Consider the following 23,216-nt stretch of genomic DNA (forward strand, 5'->3'; position numbering starts at 1 on the left):
TTACGCTCTTCTTCTCTGAAATTTTGCCACCTCGAACTCGGCTGGATCGACAAATGCCAACGCTTCTTTAAGTTGTAGAGTGCGGAGGCATTTGTCTAAGACGTTAACTTGGTAGACCAACTTATTTGTGATGTCAAGCGCTGTCAGCCAGCCACTTCGGGGATGATAAGCACCTGTATCTATATCCAACCATCCTTTGCCTTGCGCCAGCTGACCGGGTGTAACTCCCGGTAAAGTAAAGGTAATTGTATGACCGACAATAATTAATTTATCAGCAAAATAAGGTTTATCTATACTGTGAAATTTGTCTCGCACCCAGCATATCTGCTCGGCTGTTTGTTCTACAAGAGGCATTGAGGGATCGACTCCCGCATGAGCTAACAAAACATCCCCCAAGTCAATATAGGTGGGTAAAGTTTTAAGCCATTCCACATGGTCTTCTGGGATGGTGGCTTGTTTGTAACTTGCGACTGTTGCTTGTCCGCCACTGCACAGCCACGCTTGTACCGTTGACGTAGGAGCTTGTCCGCTAGTTAAAATATTTAATAACATATGCTCGTGATTACCTAACACGCACTCGTAGCGGTTATTCTTCACAAATTCTACAACTTGCGAGCTTTGAGGTCCACGATCGATCAAATCTCCAAGAAAATATATTTTATCGTCTGATATGGGGGCGATCGCATCTAACAAAGTCATCAAACTTTCGTAGTGACCATGCACGTCCCCAATAATGATCCGGCGGTAGCTAGTTGCGCTCATCAGCTCTGTGTTTTAATAACTTTGTCTAATACTTGTGCTACAGATTAAGCTAAATTGATTTCGCAAACACGAGTTACAAATAGCTTAAAAATTATATTTAAGGTAATTATGCCCACATCTGGCTGCTATGTGTCACCAGAGCGATTAATTTGTGACAATTTAATGAGTGTCACTATAGCAATTCATTTGTAACAATTTAGTAAGTTTAGAACCCAAGATTCTCTCAATGGTTGGGTTTTTGACTTTTCAAGCACAAATTAAGATCGCTATAGCTTTTATTCTCACATAAATATTTCACATAATTTTTAACAATATATATACAGCGAAAACTACGCTCTTTATAAAACTACTTCATCAGTATTATTTTGTAAGATTTGTAGGTAGTTAGTAGTTGCTAGGGACACAGCCAGAGTACCGTACAAAGCAGTTTTGCATCAGTACGGGCTAAATTGTTGCGATGTTTTACAAACAACCACTAACGACTCACTACCAATTGGTTATAAATACGCTACTAATGTTTAACTGTCATGGGAAGGCGAACAATAAAAACAGACCCAACTCCTGGTTCGCTTCTGACAGTAATTTCCCCACCCATCATTTGGCAAAAATGACGGCTAATTGCCAATCCCAGCCCAGTTCCTCCGTACTTTTTAGTGGTTGAAGCGTCCCCTTGAGTAAAGGGTTGAAACAGTTGCTGCTGTTGGTGATATGTCATACCAATACCGCTATCTTCAACTGTAAAAGTGATAATTCTAGCAGAGCCATTTTCATACACGCCCTGTTTGTCTTTCTCTATCAACAGCTTAACTTTGCCATTTTTAGTAAATTTAGCAGCATTACTTAACAGATTATATAGAACTTGTCTGAGTTTAGTCTGGTCGGTATGCATGACACCAAGTTCTTCTTCAAAATAGACCTCTAAAACATTGCCATTTTTTTCTACCAACGGCTTCACCGTCATCACTATATTATTAAGCAATGTTGCTAGTTCAAATGTTTCAGGGTAAAAGGTCATTTTCCCCGCTTCAATTTTTGAAAGGTCGAGGATATCGTTGATCAGTGTTAGCAAATGCCTTCCTGCGCCATTAATAGATTCTAGGTCACTGATAAAATCTTCTGCCATGCCAAAATCAGCTGCGTCGTCTTTAAGCAGTTGACTTAAACCAATAATGGCATTCAATGGTGTGCGTAACTCGTGACTGATATTAGCAAGAAACTGACTTTTTGCCTTACTAGCTGCTTCTGCGAGTTCTTTTGCTTGCTGTAGTTCTTTAGTCCGTTCGGAGACTCTTTCAATTAAACGGTTCAGAGATTTGGCTAGCAATCCAATTTCATCTTCAGTACTGACTGGTGCTCGCAAATCAAAGTTCGATTTTTTTGCCACCTGTTCTGCGACTTGTGTGACAAGAATGACTGGTTCGGCAATGGCTCTAGAAGTTCGCCAAGCTATAATTGCAGCGATCGCTACTGATAGCAGCATACTGACTATCACAATTAACCGCTCGACTCCTTTTGCCATCTCTACGTCTTTTGCTATTTCTACCTCTTGTTCTTCCGCAGTCTGCAAAATATTACTCAATTGCAGGCGCAACTGATCGAGTCGGATGGCTGTTTCACCGCCCATGATTTCTAGTAATTGCTCTCGCGCAAACGCAGCACTTTGTGGCTGTTGTGGCTGCTTTTCATACTGTTGTAAAACAGCTTCTATTTGCCAAATGTAGGAGTCTAAGTTACTTTCATATTCCTGTATGACGTTTCGGAGAGTACTTTCAGTAGCGGCTAACTTTCCTGGTTTGCTGTCTAAAAACTCTATAATTTGTTGTTGTAAATTTTTAGCTTTGTCAAAATTCTTAAAAAGGTCAAATCTTTTGTCAGCAAGCCGTTCTGAGTCTTGTATGACAGCAATTATATTCGAGCTGTGTAACTGCGCTCCTATTAAAGCATTTCTGTAGCTAGCCAGCATATGTGTCTGATACCGGGCATGACTTAACTGTCCGGTCTCTATTCCTCGATAGTAGTTAGCGATCGCCACACCGGTTAGGGACCCTAAAAAACCAATGCCAATCGCTAAAAAGTAGCCATAGCCAATCTTTTGATGAATTCGCCAAGAACTGGCTTTGAGTTTGCCTCGGGAGGGAAACTCAATAGTTGGGAGTTCGTCGGAAGAGGGCTGATCGGCTGACACTTGTTTTCTTTCTATGTTGCTGTCAACAGAGGTTGGTTTTTGAGTTTGCATACCTCAAATTCTCCTTGCCCTCCTGCAAAAAACTGGGTGTCTATACAGAGGTTGCAATTTTCTTAATGAACTTATGATTAACACCTACCACTTTATCTTCTTTTTTCTCAAAATTAAGGCGATTATCCGCTTTTAAGCGTAGGTGAAATTTGTGAAATAAAGGCTAAGTTTTGAAGTCTATATGATGAATTTTCTATAAAGTGCCTTTATTCTTACAGATGACAAATTACTCGTAAATTAGACCGGTTCTACTTTTGCAGCTGGAGGGTACGTAAAATTTTATAAAAAATTTACTTCTTGTTGGCTTTCTTTTGCTAGAATTCAGCCTTCACTAACCTCTCCCACTTAATGGCAAGCTGTGCTTTTCGCTTGTGAGTGTCTGTTTCTTTCATGTCAAGTAAATTACTATAGCGGGCATGTCCTCCATTATATGAGAGCGATGGGGATATGCACATTTTTAACAGTTGTTGGGTACAAACAAAAGACTTCTCAATAAAAAAATATCTAATTTGTGGAACGAGTGTTCAAACAATAAATTTTCCTTGAATTGCGGGACGGGTAGCTCTACCCGCCCTTAATGAGTGGGGGCGTTTCCGCTCCCACCCTCAGAAATTTTAGGATGCCGTTTTTGGAAATCCCTTATGCAAGAGCAGCTGACAGAAGATGCTCAACAGCTTGCTTCAGAGCCTCTACCTTATCAAGACGCTCCCAAGGCAAGTCTAAATCGTTACGACCCAAGTGACCGTAAGCCGCGACGTCCTGATAAAAACGTCCGCCTCGTTCATTTGGTAAGTTACGTAGATTGAAGGAGTGGATAATACCTGCAGGACGCAGTTCAAAATGCTGTTTTACTAATTCCAACAAGGTGTCGTCTTCAACTTTACCTGTGCCAAAAGTATCCAACATGATACTTACAGGTCTTGCAACGCCAATCGCGTAGCTGAGTTGAACTTCGCATTTTTCTGCCAAACCAGCAGCGACAATGTTTTTCGCTACATAGCGACAAGCATAAGCAGCACTGCGATCGACCTTAGTAGGGTCTTTGCCAGAAAAAGCGCCACCACCATGACGAGAGTAGCCACCATAGGTATCAACAATGATTTTGCGTCCTGTCAGACCGGAATCTCCTTGAGGACCGCCAATGACAAACTTACCTGTGGGGTTAACCAAAAAGCGAGTTTCATCATCTGGCTTAACATCAATGTCTACAAAAACAGGCTCAACCACTGCCGACCAGAGATCTTGCTTGATTTTAGCTTGCACCTCTGCTTCATCTGTAATTTCACCGATAGTTGCCGAGTGCTGTGTAGAAATCAGAATGGTATCGATACCAACTGGTCGTCCATCCTCATAAGCAATGGTGACTTGTGTTTTTCCATCAGGGCGCAGGTATGGCAAAACACCCGTTTTGCGAACAGCAGCCAATCGGCGGGCAATACGGTGAGCAAGGCAGATAGGCAAGGGCATATATTCTGGGGTTTCGTTACAAGCGAAACCAAACATAATTCCTTGGTCGCCAGCCCCTACTGTGTCAAACAGTTCATCGCTACTTTGCTCGCGGGTTTCTTGAGCGGTGTTGACACCTTGAGCGATATCAGGTGACTGTTCGTCTAGAGCCACAATCACCGCACAGCTGTTAGCAGAAAATCCGTTATCGGCGTTGGTATAGCCAATTTCCGCAATTTTCTTACGAGCAACGTTTACGTAGTTAACATTGGCTTTAGTTGTAATTTCCCCTGTAATTAAAACCAAGCCAGTGTTGACAACCACCTCAGCAGCAACGCGGCTGCTGGGGTCTTGAGAAAGCAGGGTATCTAGGATAGTATCAGAAATCTGATCGCAGATTTTATCCGGATGACCTTCGGTCACTGACTCGGAGGTAAATAGATAACGACGAGACAATGTAATTCCTCCTTAAGAAGGTAACAAGAGCGGACTGAACTAACGTGTCTAATTCGACCGCTTTGATTTGCAATCATAACAATATTTTTAGGATCGGTAATTAGTTTTATACTAATTTTCTCAAAAATCTTACTTAAGCACGATTTTTTTTAAAGTGAGAAGCGCTACCCTACCTTGTTGCCGTGGATTCTTAATATAAGATATCTCAATGTCAAGAATTTAACACTACTGAGAATCAGGGACTGGCGATCGGGAACTTGTACGCTAGTCCGACCTGGAATTTCTCTTGAAGCGTTGGGATGTGAATCCCCATTCAATGAATTCTTTCTGCCCTCTGCTTCCTAGCTCCTTCAATCATTTGAAACTCCCCAAGCAAAAGCAGCTATGCTTGAGGTAAAGCATTTCAGAGCAAATCTGTCACCCTCTACCTTTAGCATAGCTGCCTTCTGCTGTCAGATATCTGACTTGTTAGACTACACTTTAGCTGCCAACTGTGCTTCCTTAGAGGTTAAACGCTCGTAAGCAGCACGCATTTTCAGACCAGTCAGGACTTGGAATAAGCCAGTACCGTTGTTAGATCCAGGGTACTCGCGGTGTTGGAGTAACAAGTGAGTCATTTCACCTTTGTACTTGGTGGAGGTGTTGCTCAAATGAGTCTCTACATAAATGACTTCTTCTAAATTGTCAAATTGACCGTCTATTTCCAATACAGAAACATAGCGACCGTAGTATACATCTGAACCGTAGTACAGCTGCATACCGGGATAAGAACAGGTCAGCTTGCGTCCGCAAGGAGTCCAGTGAATGGTTGAGCCTTCATCAAACAAGTAGATTGGCGCAAACCCTTCTTTCCCTTCCCGTTGGAGCATCCGTACCCGCAGAACTTTACGGTCTTTGTCATCTTTAATAAGATTGGTTGGCAAGACCTGTAGAACCACATCAGCAAATTCTCTTTGTGGTTCAATGTATTTTGAAAAGTCTGGCTTGCGGGAGTTAATCTGAGCGAGGACATCTTCATAGCGGTGACCGCGTTCTGCCATATCACGCTGGATTTTCCAAGCAATCTTGACTTCATCGCTAATATCAAAGTAAACGCTAAAGTCAATCAGCTCTCTGACTCGCTCGTCATAAAGAGGATGTAAACCCTCTACTACGATAATGTGGTTCGGATCGATTTTCTCGGGTGGGTCGATAGTGCCGGTCTCGTGGTTGTAAATCGGCTTCATAATCGATTGACCTTCTTTGAGCGCTTTGATTTGCTCGTACATCAGGTCAAAATTGTTTGCTCTTGGGTCAAGTGCCGTAATACCCGTTTCTTTACGCTGCTTGCGATCTAAAGAATGATAGTCATCCAAACAGATGACAGTCATCAATTCTTCACCGAATAAATCTATTAGGCGACGCAAAAACGTAGATTTACCGCATCCGGAGTCTCCGGCTACTCCAATTAACACCACGCGTTCCGGCTTACTAGTCATAAATCTCCTCTTGATACTAAAGATGAATGATTCAATAATTTTTTCTTGCGTTTCGTTTTGTTTTGTTTCAATCCTCAAGCCAGGAGTGTACCCCAATGGTTTATCCTGCGTTCTTGCCCTCCAACAACGCACTAACAAGTATGACGGGATGAAACTTTAGCAGTTTTTACCCGCCTGATATAGTCAACTTTGTTGCTGGTAAGTATTTAATCCTAGTGTTAAATTGAATTGTAACAGAAGGGTGTTATCTATACAAGGTTGATTAACCTTGATTTGATCCCCTAATTTTTAGATTGGGGGATATTTTGAGTGACACTCTGATATCCACACGAGTTGGATACCAGTAAAAATACACTGCTTGTGAAGATATATCTTTCAGTTTACTATGTGTCGTCTTCAATGGAAGTTTTTGTTTTTAAGAATCTTGAATTATTTAGCAACCTTCCAGATATCTCAAGCCAAAAATTATGGATTTTATTAAGGTGTGATGAAAATCACCAAGTTTTGTCTTGTGACTTTAAAGTCCATGCCCAACAGGATTGTACGTGTTTTCCCTAAAGACTAACGGTGGTTGACAGATTTTTAAGTTCGCGTAAAACTAATTTGTAGTTGTGTATGCTGGGTCTACTTCTACCAGGATTTTGTTACTGCACTGACTCCGTGTTGTGGAATTACTCCCAATGGCGGATATAGGTTTCAGTAAAGAATGTTCTGTGTGAAAACCCTCAGTGAATTTCTGAGGTAACAGTAAGACAGCGGTACTCAATTTTGGAAAAGTCAAACAAATTACAATTATTTTTGATTTACGATTTTCAAAAAAATGAGTAATTGATGAGATTTCCCGATATTGAATGCCCTTGGGGCTGTGCTAACCGTGAAAAATGAGAAGATATTCCTCCTTATGAGAGTTGTACTTCTCAAAAAAAACATTAAATTGACTCATTATTAACATTCTCTCAAGGGCTTATCCTCTACCTTAGAAGGTCAGGGATGGTCGGAAATCCTGGGCTAAACAATCTACATAGGATAAAACCAAGAGATTGTTAGACTTGAATCTGAACAGCATAAGTCCCAAGAGAACTCGTTTTTAACCCAGACACGGTGTACCGTTCCTACAAGAGAGTTTCTCGTTGCAGGCGAAGCGGAAAATGTGAAAGGGAAATGGCGGTAACGCCAACAATGAGGAGAACAGGACTATTCGTCCATAGCCCCTTCCCACCCATAAGAGAGCTTCGCTCTTTACAGGGAAGAATTTCAGTAAGCAGGTGTGTTTTGCAATGCCTATATGTCTGGGGTGAGTATACGTAATTCAGATATTGGCAAGAAAAAGACCGCTTTTTCCATTTATCAGATAATTGCTCCAACTTGCTAGAAGAGAGAGCACTGCACTGGTATTGTGGTGAAAAGGGTTTGTATGACAATAGGTTAAGTAGAGATCGGAGTGGTAGAAGTAATGTACATCAAAGGTGCCGTTGAAGGTGCTGCCAACACAGAATCAGGTAGCCGCGTCTTCGTATACGAAGTGGTGGGTCTGCGTCAGAGCGAAGAAACTGATAAAACGAACTACCCAATTCGTAAAAGTGGCAGTGTGTTCATTAAAGTGCCGTACAACCGCATGAACCAAGAAATGCGGCGTATCACTCGCCTTGGCGGCAAAATTGTTAGCATCCAGCCCATAAACGTTTTAGAACAGCTTAATGGGCAAGCTCCCAATAGTAACGCCACATCTGGTGAGAATGCTAGCAGTAAAGCAAATGGTAAAGCCACACCTGTAGCTGAGCAACAGCCCAAGAGTAAGGACAACAAAGGCAACACCATGACTCAAGCGAAAGCTAAAAAAGACGCCCACGCTGACGTTCCCGTAAATATTTACCGTCCCAACGCTCCTTATATCGGTAAAGTTATCTCTAACGAGCCGTTGGTTAAAGAAGGCGGTATTGGTCTTGTTCAACACATTAAATTTGACATTTCTGGTGGTGATTTACGATACATCGAAGGCCAAAGTATCGGCATTATCCCTCCTGGTGTAGACAAGAACGGTAAACCAGAAAAGCTCAGACTGTATTCCATCGCCTCAACCCGTCACGGTGATGATGTAGATGACAAAACAGTCTCTCTTTGCGTGCGCCAGCTAGAGTACAAACACCCAGAAACAGGCGAAACAGTCTATGGTGTTTGCTCCACATACTTGTGCAACATCAAGCCAGGTGATGACGTAAAAATCACAGGTCCGGTTGGTAAAGAAATGTTATTACCAGCAGACAATGATGCTAACGTCATCATGATGGCAACAGGAACGGGTATTGCTCCCATGCGTGCTTACCTGTGGCGGATGTTTAAGGATAACGAAAGAGCCGCTAATCCAGAATACCAGTTCAAAGGTTTCTCTTGGTTGATTTTCGGTATTCCTACAAGCCCCAATATCCTGTACAAGGAAGAACTCGAAGAGATGCAGCAAAAGTATCCCGATAACTTCCGCCTCACCTACGCTATCAGCCGCGAACAGAAAAATGCTCAAGGCGGTAGAATGTACATCCAAGACCGTGTAGCAGAACACGCTGATGAACTTTGGCAGTTAATTAAGAATGAAAAAACCCACACTTACATCTGCGGTTTGCGCGGAATGGAAGATGGTATTGACGCAGCCCTCAGTGCTGCAGCTGCTAAAGAAGGTGTAACCTGGAGCAACTACCAAAAAGAAATCAAGAAAGCCGGTCGCTGGCACGTTGAAACATACTAATTGTAAAGACGCGCCATGCCACAATCTAGTAAAGACGCGCTATGACACGTCTCTACATTAATAATATAATGAGTAGGTAAGGTATACACCTTACCTACTATTTATTTTGTGTTTTCAAGCACATACAGGAATTACGCAACTTTAACGGTTTTTTGGGATTTCACGAGTTGCAAATCCCCCAACCCCCCTCTCAAAAAGGGGGGCTATGCGTAAGTTTCAACACGTTGTCGCGCACACAAATTATCTGTGTTCGTCTGCGTTCATCAGCTGTTTAAAATCAAAAAAAATTTGGTGAAAGCTTGTGGGTGTAAAGCTGGGAATACTTGGATTGGGAACGGTGGGGACAGGTACAGTGCAGCTATTGCAAGACGGTATCGGTCGTCACCCCTTACTACAAGAAATAGAAATATACAAAGTCGGAGTGCGATCGCTTGATAAATCCCGTGCTGTCACTTTACCAGAATCAGTCTTGGTTACAGATTTAGACGCAATTGTCAACGATCCAAAAGTAGATATTGTCGTTGAAGTCCTGGGAGGATTGGAACCGGCGCGATCGCTGATCTTAAAAGCTATTGAAAATGGCAAGCATATAGTAACAGCAAACAAAGCGGTGATATCGCGATTTGGCGAAGAAATCTTCACATCAGCCAATAAAGCTGGGGTATACGTCATGCTAGAAGCAGCCGTAGGTGGAGGAATTCCAGTTATCCAACCCCTAAAACAGTCCCTAAGCGTCAACCGCATTCAAAGCGTTACGGGTATAGTCAACGGTACAACAAATTACATCCTGACACGGATGCAGTTGGAAGGTAGCAATTTTGACGATGTATTAGCGGATGCCCAAAGGTTGGGTTATGCCGAAGCAGATCCCACAGCCGATGTAGAAGGTTTAGACGCAGCAGACAAAATCGCCATCCTCGCTTCACTTGCCTTTGATGGAAGAATCAAGCTAGAAGATGTATATTGTGAAGGAATTAGGCAAGTTAGCAAAACAGATATTGCCTACGCCGAGAAACTGGGATTTGTCATAAAACTTTTAGCGATCGCTAAAACAGCCATTTCCCCCTCAGCCAATCTCCCCCTCTCCTCGACTCCCCCCATTTCCGTAAGAGTCCACCCGACCTTAGTGCCAAAAACCCATCCCCTAGCAAGCATCAATGGCGTGAATAATGCCATTTTTATTGAAGGACAACCCATAGGACAAGTGATGTTATTTGGCCCAGGAGCAGGGGCGGGTGCAACCGCTAGTTCTGTATCATCTGATATACTCAATTTAGTAGCATCACTGAAAACCAATACAGCATTACCAAATCCACTTCTTGCTTGCAGGCATCAAGATTACTGCCAAATTACACCTTCTTCAGAACTCGTCACCCGTTTTTATGCCAGGTTTTTAACTTTAGACCAATCGGGAGTCATTGGTAAAATAGGAACCTGCTTTGGCGATCGCGGGGTTAGCTTAGAATCAGTCGTCCAAACAGGTTTTCAAGGAGAACTAGCAGAAATTGTTGTCGTCACCCACGATGTACGAGAAGGAGACTTCCGAGAAGCGCTAACAGAAATTCACAGCCTCCCGGCTATAGATAGTATTCCCAGCGTATTACGAGTTCTTTAAACAAATTATGAATCTTGAAAGATGAAAAAGACGCTGATTTGTTTCATAATTCATAATTCATAATTCACAATTCATAATTCCATGGATAGTGCAAAACGTATAGCAACTCTCAACCGCATTCGCAGACTCAGTCGCCTCATGGATACATCTTTACGTATCCCCGGTATTGGCTTTCGTATCGGACTCGATCCAATTATTGGCTTAATTCCCGGTGCTGGTGATTTAATTAGTACGGGGTTTTCAGCTTATATCATTTTTTTAGCAACTCGTTTTAACTTACCCTCAAAAGATTTAGCTCAAATGATTTTTAACATCGCTTTAGAAGGCGTTGTTGGTACAGTCCCTTTAATTGGCGATTTATTTGATGCTTTTTACAAGTCCAATATCCGCAATTTGGCAATTTTAGAAAAACATCTCACGGTGGTTGAACCAGAATTGGAAAAAGTGGCTTCTGAATTTGAGGAGCTTGTAAGTTAAATTAATATCTAACTTTCTGATATGATATGTCGCTCCCAATCTTTGCTCTTGTGGGAAGGACGTCTAGCTGATTTTATGGAATGGGTAGGTAAGGACACTCATCCACTCGTATTTAAGAGGATGTTTGTAAAGTCTACCCTTGACTGAGACATTTAGATTGCGTCGTTAAACTGCGGGAGAATCGGCTTTTGACTTTTTGCGCCAATTGTGTTTTCGTAGAGAACTTTGCCAAGACTCCATATAAGTGTAAAAAACTGGTGTGAGATAGAGCGTGAGGAATTGTGAAAATAGCAACCCTCCTACCACAACTAATCCAAGAGGACGGCGTGTATCTGCACCAGCACCAAACCCAAGGGCGATTGGTAAAGTTCCCATAAGTGCTGCCATTGTGGTCATCATAATTGGGCGAAATCTCACCAAACAAGCCTCATAGATCGCATCGTAAGGAGTTTTGCCTTGCTGACGGGCTTCAATAGCAAAGTCAACCATCATAATGCCGTTTTTCTTTACGATCCCAATTAGGAGGATAATACCTACAAACGCGTATATATTTAGATCAACATGGAATAGCAACAACGTCAGTAATGCCCCAAATCCAGCTGATGGTAAGCTAGAGAGGATCGTGAGGGGATGAATAAAGTTCTCATAGAGAATCCCCAAAATGATATAGATGACAAAAATAGCAACCAGTAACAGCAAACCCAAACCTTGAATTGAAGATTGGAACGCTTGGGCTGAACCCTGGAAGCCTGTAGTAATGCTAGCTGGTAGTGTTTCTCGGGCAAGTTGCTCGATTTTATCTGTAATGTTACCTAATGATACCCCTGGTTTTAAGTTAAAAGATATGGTAGTGGAAGCTAGTTGTCCTGTATGGTTAACGGTCAAAGGTCCGACATCCTTTGTTACATTTGCAACAGCGTTTAGGGGGATTAACTGACCGTTGGGCGCACGAATCGAGAGCAAATCTAAAGCGGTGGGATTTTGCTGATATTTGGGTTCCACTCCTAAAATGACTTGATATTGACTGTCAGACGCGTAAATTGTAGAAACTTGGCGAGTTCCATAGGCATCACTGAGAGCAGATTCGATTTGATTGGCTGTTAAACCCAAAGATGAAGCTAAATCGCGATTAATATTAACTCGAAGTTGGGGATTTTTGATTTGCAAGTCACTGTTTACATCTTGTAAATCTGGCAAAGCGCGGAGTTGAGTTTCTAAAGTGGGAGCATACTGGTAAAGCTCTTGTACGTTCGGGCTTTGCAATGTAAATTGGTACTGGGCTTTGGTCTGTTGCCCGCCAATATTAATTGCTGGAGGGTTTTGTAAAAAAACTTTCATCCCTGGAATACGTGATAGCTTGGGGCGAAGTTCTTGGACAATCTCATCAGCACCGAGATCCCGTTCGTGGCGGGGTTTGAGCTTGAGAAACAGACGTCCGGCGTTAGCAGAAGCATTTGGTCCCCCTGCACCAACACTAGAGTTGATTGCATCAATATTGGGATCTTTATAAGCGATCGCAGCGATTGCTTGTTGGTGTTTTACCATTTCATCAAAGGAGATATCCTCTGCAGCTTGGGTACTTGCTGTAATTTGTCCTACATCTGCACTGGGGATAAACCCTTTAGGTACAACTATAAATAAATACATCGTTGCCACTAAAATCGCACCAGAAATGACCATTGTCGTCCGGTGATACTTGAGTGACAGCTTTAAACTCCAATCGTAGCCGCCCAGCAAACTATTAAAGAAGTTTTCTGAAAGGTCGTAGAGACTGGTTTTCCAATTTTTCTTTCTAGATCCCTCATGCTCCTGTCCGTGATGTGGCGGACGCAAGAAGCGCGAACACAGCATTGGTGTCAGGCTGAGGGAAACCACCCCAGACACGAGAATGGCAACACTGATAGTAACAGCAAACTCCCGGAACAGTCTCCCCAAAATCCCACTCATAAACAGCACCGGAATAAAGACTGCTACCAGAGAGATTGTCATGGACAAAATTGTAAAACCGATTTCTTTAGAAGCGTTGAGTGCTGCTTCAAATCGACTTTCTCCCATTTCCATGTGACGGACGATATTCTCTAGCATAACTACGGCATCATCTACTACAAAGCCCACGGAAAGGGTCAATGCCATCAAAGATAAGTTATCTAAAGAAAAACCCAGCAGTAGCATCACGCCAAAGGTAGCCACCAGCGATAGTGGAACAGCCAAACTCGGAATAACCGTCGCGGAAAGATTGCGGAGAAATAAAAATATCACTAGCACGACCAAACCAATGGTCAGCAGCAGAGTAAACTGGACATCGTCAACTGATTCTCGAATGGCTTGCGAGCGATCGTACAAAATATCCATGTTCACAGCTGCTGGAATCTGTTCGCGGAAAGTGGGTAGCAGTTTCTTAATAGCATCCACCACAGCCACAGTGTTAGTTCCTGGTTGCTTCTGAATGGCTAGCACAATAGCCCTAACACTGGAACTACGGGTTTGTGGCTTTTCTCCAGATTTACGACTTTCTGAGTTTGCTGCTTTCTTATCTTCTTTTTCGGGAAAATACCAACTTGCCACCTTATCATTTTCCACACTGTCCAGCACCTGACCTAATTCCCCAAGCTGTACTGGCGCACCATTTTGATAAGTCACAACTAAGGAACGATAACTCGCAGCATCATTAAGCTGACCGTTTGCCTGAATTGTGTAATTCTGCTTTGTGCCATAAAGTACGCCCGTAGGTAGATTGACATTCCCTTGGGAAATAGAAGTGGCCACTTCATCAATGCCTATGCCTTTAGCACTTAATGATTCGGGATCTAACAGAATCCGCACGGCATACTTTTGGGAACCATACACCTGCACCTGGGCAACTCCATCCACCATTGACAGGCGTTGTGCTAGCAGTGTTTCGGCGTATTTATCTACGGTCGATAGTGGCAAAATACCTGAATTGAGAGAAATGTAGAGAATCGGTTGATCGGCGGGATTCACTTTCCGATAGGATGGGGGGTTAGGCATACTAGTCGGTAACTGCTTCGCCGCCTTAGATATCGCTGCTTGAACATCCTGTGCTGCTCCGTCTATCTGCCGACTCAAATCAAATTGCAGGGTGAGTTGTGTTGTCCCTAAAGAGCTCGTCGAGTTCATCGAACTCAATCCAGCAATGCTGGAAAACTGCTGTTCTAAAGGGGTAGCGACAGAAGAAGCCATAGTCTCTGGATTCGCTCCAGGCAAATTAGCTGTCACTTGAATCGTGGGAAAATCCACATTGGGCAAGTCGCTCACTGGCAACATTGTGTAACTCATCAGCCCAAATATCAACATCCCGATGGTGACTAAGACCGTCATCACCGGACGGCGGATAAAGAGTTCGGAAATGTTCATCGGTTAGCTCCGTCTTTCTGACTTCCTACTGCTGGTCTCACCTGCGCTGTAGCCCCAGGGACTAAGTTGAATTGCCCATCCACGACCACTTGCTCGCCCGATTGCAATCCCTGTTTAATAACTGTTTCGTTTTTAATACTGTCACCCACAGTGACTTGACGCACTTCTACTGTCTTGTTAGGTTTCACTACAAACACAAACTGTCCTTGCTGCCCCATTTGTACCGCTTGGGAAGGTACAGTAATGACATTGGGCTCTTCAGTTAGCTTTAAAACGACGCTGACAAACTCTCCGGGAACCAGCCGCTCATCAGCATTGGCAAATGTGCCTTTGAGTTGAATCGTCCCAGTCTGTGTATTTACGCCGCTATCAACAAAGGTGAGTTTCCCTCGTACCGGAAGCCCTGTATCTTTGGGCGGTAAAGCCTCTACTTCTAGCTCATGGATTGCACTGTATTTCTTGAGATCGGGTAACAGCCTTTGGGGAATTGAGAATGTCACGTAAATTGGACGAATCTGACTGATGTTAATTAAAGGGTCGTCAGCATCCGCTTTGACTAAGTTGCCTTGATTGAGCTTTAGACTACCCGTGCGACCGTCAATTGGTGAGTAAATAGAACTGTAGGAAAGCTGAACTTTAGCATTATCAATTGCTGCTCGATCTGCAGCGACGGCGGCTAGAGCATTTTGCACGTCTGCTTGGGCTGCTGCAACCGCAGCTTGAGTGTTTTGTACATCTGCTTGGGCTGCAACGACTGCAGCTTGAGCATTGTCTACTCCACCTCGATCTGCTGTGACTGTCGCCTGTTGAGCATTGGCACTTGTCTGATATTGTTCTGCTTGTTGTTTGCTAATAGCCCCTTGCTGGAGCAAACTGGCATAACGTTGAGCCTGTATGCCGGCGTTTGTTGCTTCAGCTACGTCTTTGACGACATTGGCTTTAGCTTGATTGACTTGCGCTTTCGCTTTCTCAACATTGGCTTTAGCTTGATTGACTTGCGCTTTCGCTTTCTCAACATTGGCTTTAGCTTGGTTGACTTGTGCTAAATCCTTTGTTAGGTTAGCTTGAGCTTGCACGAGCGATGCTTGCAGGGCACGAGAATCAATAGTAAATAGCAAGTCCCCTTTCTTGACGTTCTGTCCTTGGTGAAAGTATACACCCGTCAGTTGTCCACCCACTTTGGATTTGACAGAAACTGTAGAATATGCTTCAACTGTCCCGGTCGTTTGGACTTGAAGAGGTATTGTTTTCTGGGTTGCGGCAGACACCACCACTGGTACGGGTCGATTTTTGCCTGCGTCTTTTTTACTTGATTGAGCCTCAGAAGCCGTACAAGCAGTACAGAAGTAGGTCAGACCAAGCATAATCAGCCAGAACTTACCCCTAAAGTTCCGATCGCGAGCGTGTATTGTGAAAGTCTTAACCAATTGCATACAACTTCAACAGTTTATATAAAAAATTTGAGAGAAAGGGGACGATGGATTACCTGCCATCGTCAGCAATTTGCACTCTATTTGAGATTCATGTCAAAACGACGGCAGATAGCGGCAGGAGTCATAAATTATGCTTATTTCAGTATACTTAGTTTCTCTAATTATTAGAGTACTAAGAAAATTTTTATTATGCTACTCCCTCGTTATATCCCCATTTCTCTTAAAAGAGACAATTGGCAAGTTGTGAAATTCTACTTAAGTCGCGCTTGCTTCACCATCGCGATTAAAGTGTGATGGGCGTCTTCTGCATCTGCTAAAACATGGTCAAATTGAATGCGAACTGGTAGGGATTCCCCATTCACCTGTGCTGTGAGATCCATTCCTTCAGCGTCAATAGACATCATTGATGCTGCTGTAACATCCGCTACACCTCCAAAAGTTCGGGCATAAAGCGCTACTGCATCAGCATGATCTTCGTTCATATGATTGCAGATGCGCGAACTCACTTCTGGGGAAAACTGGAAAGACATGGTAAACTCCAATTGCGTGCTATAGCAATCCTAAATCATTTGTAAAAAATTTGGATTGCTAATAGCTAATGGTGAGTCCAGCCCTGTAGGCGGGTTTCCCGCCGTAGGGGACTGGCGAACCCGAAGGGCTAATAGCTAATGGTCAAAAAGCAATTAGCTATTAGCCGTCTTCACTCTTATTTTTATATTTCATTTAGGACTGCTATGAGATGATAATTAACACAACTAATGAAGAGGATAAAGGTCGATCAAAAACTTTTCAGCTTCAAAGCGATCGCAAATCTTTCCATCCAAAGTTGCTGCTAGTAAATCATCAAGCATTTGCCGGAAATGCGGTCCCGGTTTGTAGCCCAATTTTTTCAGGTCATTACCATTAAGAATAGGTTGAACTTGTGACCAAACAGTTAAGTATTTCCAAATTTTTTGTCTTATAGTTCGCGAGCTTTGAACGGCAACTAAAATCAGCATTGGTAAATCATATTGCCGTAACAATTGCACGACTTGACTTGGAGATATTTCTGCTTTTCCATTCTCTGGTAGTACAGAAATTTTTTCCACATTTTCCCGAGCCTTTGCCAAATTTTCCAACCTGTGGATACTGTCATCTGGCAATTGAAGGTTTTTTGCGACTTCCCCTCTATATTCTGACGCCAAACAAGCAATCAAAGCTTCCAATCGCATTTGCCAATGGATAAGAGTGCCTTGAGGATCGTAACGCCGCAAACAGCGTTCTAGCAGACGTAATTGCCGCAGGAGGTTTTCATCTAAACTGAGAGTATGATGAATGCACTTTAATGCCCCCAAGTCTCCCAACAACTGTAATGCTGATTTCCAATAGGGAGCTTCCAAAATATGTTTTAATTCTGCCTTAAGTCTGGTTTGCAGTGCTGGTGCTCTGCCATTCTCTCGGGCTGTGCGATCGTAAACACCGCTGTCGATCGCGTAGCGGATATACTCTTCTGTTTGGGGTTCCAAGTGAAATCCCAACCTGACTGCAAAACGCACGCCACGGTAGATGCGCGTAGGATCTTCAATAAAACTGTTAGCGTGTAATACCCGAATTTGTTTTGCTTCTAAGTCATGCAACCCACCAAAGAAATCGAGTAGTTCACCAGAATTGGGAGACGTTAACCGCAATGCCATTGCGTTGATAGTAAAATCACGGCGATACAAGTCTTGACGAATTGAACTGGCTTCAACTTCGGGGTTGGCTGCTGGGTAAGGATAAAATTCCGTTCTAGAGGTAGCAATATCAACCCACAGTGAATCTAATTCGGGATCTTTGTGCCACAACAAAGCTGCAGTTTGAAAAGCGCCATGAACTTCTAAACGTGCTGTTGTGTAAATTTGCTGTAAAGCTTTTGCTAATTCTACACCTGCACCAACGTCTGCCGCTTTGTGAAAACCATCAACCACCAAGTCGATATCTTTAATCAGCAGAGTACGAGTCACTGCTTTTGCTAACAGTAAATCCCTAACAGCTCCGCCAACAAGATAGAGATGCCAACCCCGCCTTTGGGCTTCTTGTGAAGCCTTAGCTAGCAATTGCCATAATTGAGGAGCAAGTCGCGATCTCAGTTCTTCTAAGGTGGGAGATTTTAGTTTCTTTTCTCCTCCTCTCCCCCTATCCCCCTCTTCCCCTCTCCCATCCTGATGCAATTGCCGCAAAACATCAGTACGAGTGACAATACCTACTATCTGCCCGTTGTCTAACACTGGTAAGCGTCCGATATCGTATGTTACCATCAAAAACTCTATCTCTGGCAGTGTAGTCTCTGGAGCAATCGTTCTCATATTAATTGTCATGTAACCTTTAACAGGAGCATGACTAAAGCCGTGATGCAAGGCAATATCCAAATCCCTTCGAGACAGAATACCTAATAGTTGTCCCCGCTCATCAGCAACACACAACCCAGAGTGTCCGTAACGCAACAAAGTGCGTTGTGCTTCAGCAATGGTAGTTTCCGGACGAATGGTACGGACTGGGGAAGACATTAAATCTTTAGCAGTGGGTGGATGGGGTACCGTTGCTTTTAACTTTTCTAAAAGTTGGTGGAGTATTTCTTCGGTGTTAACTCCTCGCAGGTTCATTGATGCTGCTTGTGAATGTCCGCCACCACCTAAAGGGAGAAATAAATCATTGAGATTGACACCTTTAACTTGGGAACGCCCAATAACTGTCAGGCGCGTTTCACCTTCCGCAACGGGAGATTCATGAAAAAGCAGCAAGGTGTCTATTTCCGTTAGCTCCACTAATTGGGAAGCAAGACTTGACAAACCAGCTACGAAACTATCTGTTTTTAGAATCACCCAAGCAATTTGTTGTCCCCTCACTTCTATTTTTTGTAATTTTTCCAGCGCTACCTTTAATAGGTGTTGCAATTGAGGCGATAATCCAGGATCTACGTATTGAGTCAGAATTGCTAAACTAGCCCCTTGCTCCATCAACCAAGCTAAAGCTAAGGCATCCCGTGGTGTAGCATAATCGAATGTTAGAGAACCAGTATCTACGTGAATCCCCAAAGCCATAACAGTTGCTTCTGCGCTTGTGAGGGAAATTTGCTGTTGCTGCAATTGCTCTGCAATGAGAGTTGTGGTAGCGCCTACGAGGGAGATATGTAACTCTGTAGCGGGAATAGTCCCCTGTTGTTCTTTATGATGGTCGTAAATTGTAATTTCCTGAATGTGAGGCAAATCCAGCCACTCAGCAGTTTTACCCAAGCGATCGCGCTGTTGTGTATCTACTACCACCAAGGAACGAATTGTTTTGGGATTGACCGAACGCCGTTCAATCAACTGGTACTCATCGCGATGTAATGCCAAAAAATCCCTAACAGGTGGATGGGCTCCACCACTCAGTACAATTTTACTGCCCGGTAGCAAGCGTGACAACCCAACTGCTGCTCCGAGGCAGTCAAAATCTGCCGTTGTATGACAAAGAATTAAATCCATTGCCTTTGTGCGAGTGTCTTTTGTACGAGTGCCCTTTGTCTAATTGCCTTTTGACAAATGACTAATGACAAATGACTAACTAAAGTGTTGCAATTTCTGCTAGTTTAACAAATAAGGAAAAACTGTCCGTGCTGGTCTGTACAATATTCTAACTTTAGTAATCTGCTGTTTTGGGAGAAGGGAAAATGACAATCGTATTCCAAGTTGCTCTGTTGGCTCTAGTTGCTATGTCTTTTGTGCTAGTAATTGGTGTCCCTGTTGCATACGCCACTCCACAGAACTGGAATGAATCTAAGAGACTTCTTTGGATTGGTTCTGGCGTATGGATTGGTTTAGTGTTCTTGGTTGGCGCATTAAACTTTTTAGTAGTTTAATCGAGGACTGGGGGCTGGGGACAAGGGGGACAAGGGAGACAAGGAGAAATTTGCTACTTTGTCTAAATATCTCCTGAACCTCCAATCCAAAATACCCAATCCCCAATTCCCAATTCTCCTCCTATACTTATAGGCGAAGAACATGAATCATAGATGAATTAAAAGCTCATGGCAGTTTTCGAGGGAACTTTTACTCAGACGGAACCTTTGCGATTTGCATTGGTGATTGGTCGATTTAATGACCTAGTGACCGCTAAGTTGCTAGAAGGCTGTCAAGATTGCTTGAAACGCCACGGCGTAGATCCCGATCCGCACGGCTCTCAAGTAGATTATATTTGGGTACCGGGTAGTTTTGAAGTTCCAGTTGTGGCTCGTCAATTAGCACTCTCTGGTCGCTACGATGCAATAATTTGTTTGGGTGCTGTGATTAAAGGGCAAACGCCTCATTTTGATTACGTATCTTCTGAAGTTGCCAAAGGTATTGCTGCTGCTGCTTTTCAAACTGGCGTACCAGTAATTTTTGGCATTTTAACAACCGATACCATGCAGCAAGCTTTAGAACGTGCTGGTATTAAAAGCAATCACGGCTGGGATTACGCCATGAGCGCTTTGGAAATGGCTAGTCTTATGCGACAGTTACGTTCCAACCTTACAGAACCTTTTGGTGGTAATTCACTATCCCCTGCGTCTCTCAAGAGTGCTGCAGGGAGTTAGTTGTTAGTCGATAGTGGTTAGTTGTTAGTAGAGCCACTATCGACTCACTAAATCAAAAAAAGGTGTTGACAATCCAAAAATAATCTGAGATATTAAGTAAAGAAATGAATTGCGGGTATAGCTCAGTGGTAGAGCGTCACCTTGCCAAGGTGAATGTCGCGCGTTCGAATCGCGTTACCCGCTTTGCAACCAAGTCTTAGAGTCAGGAAGTTGTTAAAAATGCTCATTAGCATACAACTCTAGGTGTAGACAAGCACGGCTTACCGACATAGGTTAAGAGTTTGAGAAGACCGCATAATTAATAATTTTAGTGGAGATTGCTCTGCCACGCGTTGGATATTGACTGACAGTCCCCACTCAGCGATTTCGCCTCGTTCTCGGGCTCCCACTTAGAAATGCCTTGAGGAAAGCTCCACCTCGATATAGCAAGGCAAAATGCATTCACAGCTAGAGCCTGGTAACGAGAGAATAACAAATACAGTATAACGTGTCATCCGACCCATTTAATATGGTTGCATGGGCATCGATCTCAATCCCGGCTCTATCGACTGGCATATGTCATTGCTTGTAGAGGCATGAACTTGAGTGAAAGATTACCGCGTGCCATATCCGCTTATCTGGGAGTACCTGAAAAAACACTTATGGCACGGGTGGGGAAAGTTACCGTGTCCTGTAGCAAAGTGGGTACCGGGAAAACCAAATGATTCAGTCATTTATAACTTAAGAATAGTTGATTTTTTTAACTGTACGTAATATGATTTACCAAATATTAAACCTCCTTAATAGGAAATTCCCTTAAGGAGGTCATACAACAGTAAAAGGTTTGCACAGCGGATTTCCCCTAGAAATCATCCAGGAACTGGCTAAGGCGGCTGATCACGGGGTCCACCTCTTCTAGAGGAGGGGATGGGACAGCAGCGTTAGCAAGGGGAGAAGTACTATCGATAACTTCAGCCATTGGTACCGCTTGGGTTACGGGCTGTACTGTTGAGACTTGATTTATCATGATTGCCAGCTGTGCAACTTGTTGACTGAGTTGTGTCAGATGGCGTTCCATTGTCTCCAATCGATGAGACTCCTTGGCAAAAAAACGTTCCTCAAGGTCAGTTATTTGACTCTGCAGCTCCGCAATTTGTGTTTCAACTCCTGGTGGCGTTGCTGCTTGTATCGCTGTTGGTGCAACAGGTAATGCAGTCGGTGCTGGTGTTGGTGTTGGTGGTGCTATTGCTGCTGGTTTGGGGGTAGGTCTTACAGATTCCGGTACACACAAAGATTGCCATAAAGCTTCTTTACAAAGGTCGCTGAAAGTCTTTTCTGGATCTTTTTCCAATTGACTTTCTACGAGGGCTAATAAGCTCTCGTCAGCGACCCCTGGATTGAACGTAACGGATTTAACTACCTTTTTTGACCATTGGAACATCAGTATTAAGCCCTAGCAGAGCGTGCAGAGGATAATTGTGCCTCTCCGTAAATATACTGCCCCAAAGCATTTGCTTGCCGTGATGGTGCAGCTAAATGTGCATTGATTTTAGCCTCTTTTAGTAGACGTTGAACATCTTCCCAGAAGAATTCTCCGCCACCTCCAGTTAGGATAACATCAGTAACGCGTTCTGGCAGCCATGCTAACACGCGGCTGCAAATTTCGCGAGAAAACATTTCAATTAGGTTGGGCAGAAAATCATCCAGATTAGTGGGTTTGCTCGAACCTCTCGGACGGTAGTAGCGATCGCCTTTTGGACGGTTAACTGCAGCGATGAGAGACAAAGATTGGCTGTCTGCGCCTTCAATTTCAGCTGCTACGAGTTCGTAAAACTTGCTCATTCCGAAATCTTCACTCTTGGAAGCACCTCGGGCAAAGCGGAAGTTATCAACCATCAAACAATCAGTTGTTTGATGTCCAATATCAACAATTGCTACCGAAACTTTAGTAAAGTCGGGCATAACCGCGCCCTTTTTGGGTTGAGCTTCGCACCACAGCAAACTGCCATAACCTTCTGGCATAACCCAAACCTTGTTAATGTTGAGGCTTACGGATTCGCCGCGAAAGTTCATGATATGAGGACCGGAAAGCTGGCTAATCAATTGGGCTTTTTCCCGTTCAAATTGCTCTTGAGAAAGGTAAGGTAACCCCAGTACAACAGAGATTTCGTCCTTAAGTTTGAAGTAACCAGCAGCTGCTAGAACTTTTATGAGGGCGTCTTCTACCTTAGATTGACCGACACCTAAATTAGCTCCAAAATCCGCAGCTAACTGACCAACAGCATAACCACTGCCTTGGTACTCCAGCCAAAGATCCATTAACGGGTCGGTAGCACGGGCTTCAAAAACACCCCCACGTACCTGTTCCATTGACATTTCTTTAACGTTAGCGGAGACAAAAGTTACGTTACCGGGTTCGCGACTGACGCAGGTTTTTGTCGAAGTTCTTCCTAAATCAACACTTAGAATCTTTTTCCCCGTGCTACTGGGGGTGGGTTGAGTTGGAGTTGCGTTTATTGGTGTAGTTGCTGAGACCCTATTCATGGGGATAGCAGCAGCATTCATAGGGGTGGCGGCGGATGGTTGGTCTGTCATGAAAGCTCCTAGTAGTTTATTAGCTCTAACAAGTTATCATGCCCATCTTACAAA

At 43.5% G+C, this 23,216-nt stretch carries 15 protein-coding genes and 1 tRNA gene; 6 read left to right on the forward strand and 10 right to left on the reverse strand.

Annotated elements, in window-relative coordinates; translation table 11 throughout:
- The 4 genes from AB0756_RS38290 to AB0756_RS38305 all read right to left on the reverse strand — a co-directional run bounded on the left by AB0756_RS38290 (position 1) and on the right by AB0756_RS38305 (position 6,378).
- Positions 1-762, reverse strand: coding sequence for a metallophosphoesterase family protein (locus tag AB0756_RS38290; RefSeq protein ID WP_038079670.1), 762 nt, complete (start codon positions 760-762; stop codon positions 1-3).
- Positions 763-1,273: 511 nt separating this feature from the next.
- On the reverse strand, positions 1,274-2,998 hold the full coding sequence (locus AB0756_RS38295; RefSeq protein WP_050045741.1) for a sensor histidine kinase: 1,725 nt from the start codon (positions 2,996-2,998) through the stop codon (positions 1,274-1,276).
- Positions 2,999-3,637: 639 nt separating this feature from the next.
- On the reverse strand, positions 3,638-4,900 hold the full coding sequence (gene metK, locus AB0756_RS38300; RefSeq protein WP_167844674.1) for a methionine adenosyltransferase: 1,263 nt from the start codon (positions 4,898-4,900) through the stop codon (positions 3,638-3,640).
- Positions 4,901-5,373: 473 nt separating this feature from the next.
- The gene (locus tag AB0756_RS38305; protein ID WP_038079753.1) at positions 5,374-6,378 is read right to left on the reverse strand and encodes a phosphoribulokinase; all 1,005 of its coding nucleotides are present in this window, start codon (positions 6,376-6,378) and stop codon (positions 5,374-5,376) included.
- A 1,453-nt stretch (positions 6,379-7,831) separates the two neighbouring features.
- Here AB0756_RS38305 and petH point away from each other — a divergent pair.
- The 3 genes from petH (at position 7,832) to AB0756_RS38320 (ending at position 11,210) form a co-directional block, all read left to right on the forward strand.
- Positions 7,832-9,118 carry a ferredoxin--NADP reductase gene (petH, locus tag AB0756_RS38310; protein ID WP_038079668.1) on the forward strand — a complete coding sequence of 429 codons (1,287 nt, stop codon included), beginning with the start codon at positions 7,832-7,834 and terminating at the stop codon, positions 9,116-9,118.
- 301 nt (positions 9,119-9,419) lie between these two features.
- The gene (locus AB0756_RS38315; protein ID WP_038079665.1) at positions 9,420-10,733 is read left to right on the forward strand and encodes a homoserine dehydrogenase; all 1,314 of its coding nucleotides are present in this window, start codon (positions 9,420-9,422) and stop codon (positions 10,731-10,733) included.
- Positions 10,734-10,814: 81 nt separating this feature from the next.
- On the forward strand, positions 10,815-11,210 hold the full coding sequence (locus AB0756_RS38320) for a DUF4112 domain-containing protein (protein WP_038079655.1): 396 nt from the start codon (positions 10,815-10,817) through the stop codon (positions 11,208-11,210).
- A 165-nt stretch (positions 11,211-11,375) separates the two neighbouring features.
- Here AB0756_RS38320 and AB0756_RS38325 read toward each other — a convergent pair whose 3' ends face one another.
- From AB0756_RS38325 to AB0756_RS38340, 4 genes are all read right to left on the reverse strand, one after another.
- Complete coding sequence (locus AB0756_RS38325) at positions 11,376-14,585, reverse strand: efflux RND transporter permease subunit (protein ID WP_038079652.1); 3,210 nt, start codon at positions 14,583-14,585, stop codon at positions 11,376-11,378.
- A complete protein-coding gene (locus AB0756_RS38330) occupies positions 14,582-16,018 on the reverse strand; it encodes an efflux RND transporter periplasmic adaptor subunit (RefSeq protein WP_050045742.1) in 1,437 nt (478 codons plus the stop codon). Before AB0756_RS38330 ends, AB0756_RS38325 begins: the two co-directional genes overlap by 4 nt.
- Positions 16,019-16,269: 251 nt before the next feature.
- The gene (locus tag AB0756_RS38335) at positions 16,270-16,548 is read right to left on the reverse strand and encodes a DUF2470 domain-containing protein (RefSeq protein ID WP_038079647.1); all 279 of its coding nucleotides are present in this window, start codon (positions 16,546-16,548) and stop codon (positions 16,270-16,272) included.
- A 225-nt stretch (positions 16,549-16,773) separates the two neighbouring features.
- The gene (locus AB0756_RS38340) at positions 16,774-19,500 is read right to left on the reverse strand and encodes a CBS domain-containing protein (RefSeq protein ID WP_038079643.1); all 2,727 of its coding nucleotides are present in this window, start codon (positions 19,498-19,500) and stop codon (positions 16,774-16,776) included.
- Between the two features lie 185 nt (positions 19,501-19,685).
- On the opposite strand from AB0756_RS38340, the gene psbZ reads away from it, so the two are divergent.
- The 3 genes from psbZ (at position 19,686) to AB0756_RS38355 (ending at position 20,771) form a co-directional block, all read left to right on the forward strand.
- Positions 19,686-19,874, forward strand: a complete 189-nt coding sequence (psbZ, locus tag AB0756_RS38345; RefSeq protein WP_038079747.1) for a photosystem II reaction center protein PsbZ — start codon at positions 19,686-19,688, stop codon at positions 19,872-19,874.
- 168 nt (positions 19,875-20,042) lie between these two features.
- Positions 20,043-20,588: a 6,7-dimethyl-8-ribityllumazine synthase gene (gene ribH, locus AB0756_RS38350; RefSeq protein ID WP_038079640.1), complete on the forward strand. Its 546-nt coding sequence runs from the start codon at positions 20,043-20,045 to the stop codon at positions 20,586-20,588.
- Positions 20,589-20,699: 111 nt separating this feature from the next.
- Positions 20,700-20,771: transfer RNA gene (locus tag AB0756_RS38355), tRNA-Gly, on the forward strand.
- A gap of 658 nt (positions 20,772-21,429) precedes the next feature.
- Here AB0756_RS38355 and AB0756_RS38360 read toward each other — a convergent pair.
- Positions 21,430-22,008 carry a hypothetical protein gene (locus AB0756_RS38360; protein WP_038079637.1) on the reverse strand — a complete coding sequence of 193 codons (579 nt, stop codon included), beginning with the start codon at positions 22,006-22,008 and terminating at the stop codon, positions 21,430-21,432.
- Between the two features lie 5 nt (positions 22,009-22,013).
- On the reverse strand, positions 22,014-23,162 hold the full coding sequence (locus tag AB0756_RS38365) for a ParM/StbA family protein (RefSeq protein WP_038079632.1): 1,149 nt from the start codon (positions 23,160-23,162) through the stop codon (positions 22,014-22,016).
- Positions 23,163-23,216: the final 54 nt, after the last annotated feature.

This window comes from Tolypothrix campylonemoides VB511288_2 (assembly GCF_045999855.1).
GTDB lineage: Bacteria > Cyanobacteriota > Cyanobacteriia > Cyanobacteriales > Nostocaceae > Scytonema > Scytonema bouteillei_A.